Annotated in this window: 1 protein-coding gene; it reads left to right on the forward strand. The window is 34.5% G+C overall.

What is annotated here, in order from left to right; translation table 11 throughout:
• Window positions 1-685, forward strand: a 685-nt coding sequence (locus tag C1642_RS15315) for an IS3 family transposase (protein WP_146035342.1), incomplete at its 5' end; no start/stop codon positions are given.
• Window positions 686-716: the final 31 nt, after the last annotated feature.

Consider the following 716-nt stretch of genomic DNA (forward strand, 5'->3'; position numbering starts at 1 on the left):
ATGCTATGGCTATCGTAGAATTACTCTTGCCCTGAAAAGTACAGGAATAATAATCAACCATAAATGTGTATATCGCCTTATGAAAACCATGGGAATTAAATCACGTATCAGAGCATTGAAATATCGCTCATATAAAAGTGGTTGTGTCGGGACGGTGGCTGATAACATTATGCAACGGCAATTTAAAGCGAACCATCCCAACCAGAAATGGGCAACTGATGTGACGGAATTTAATGTTAACGGTGAAAAACTTTATTTATCACCAATTATAGATTTGTTTAATGGGGAAATTATTACCTTCCGAATCCAACGTAAACTCAATTATGAGTTAGTGAAAGATATGCTCATTCATGCTTTAGCTAAACTTAAGCGACATGAGAAACCAATTCTCCATTCAGATCAAGGATGGCAATATCAAATGGCTCATTACCAACAGCAATTAAAGCAACATGGTTTAATTCAAAGTATGTCTCGTAAAGGAAATTGCTTAGATAATGCTGTAATAGAAAGCTTCTTTGGAATATTAAAATCGGAATGCTTTCATGGAGAAAAATTTCAATCAATTGATGAATTAGAGAAAACGATACGAGAATACATTCATTATTATAATCATGAGAGAATCAAGGTGAAGCTACAAGGTTTATCCCCTGTACAATATAGAAACCAGTTTATAAAAACTGCTTAACTAACTGTCCAACTTTATGGGGGCAGATCAT

Source organism: Acinetobacter sp. AKBS16, from assembly GCF_002899995.1.
GTDB classification, from domain to species: Bacteria; Pseudomonadota; Gammaproteobacteria; order Pseudomonadales; family Moraxellaceae; genus Acinetobacter; species Acinetobacter baumannii.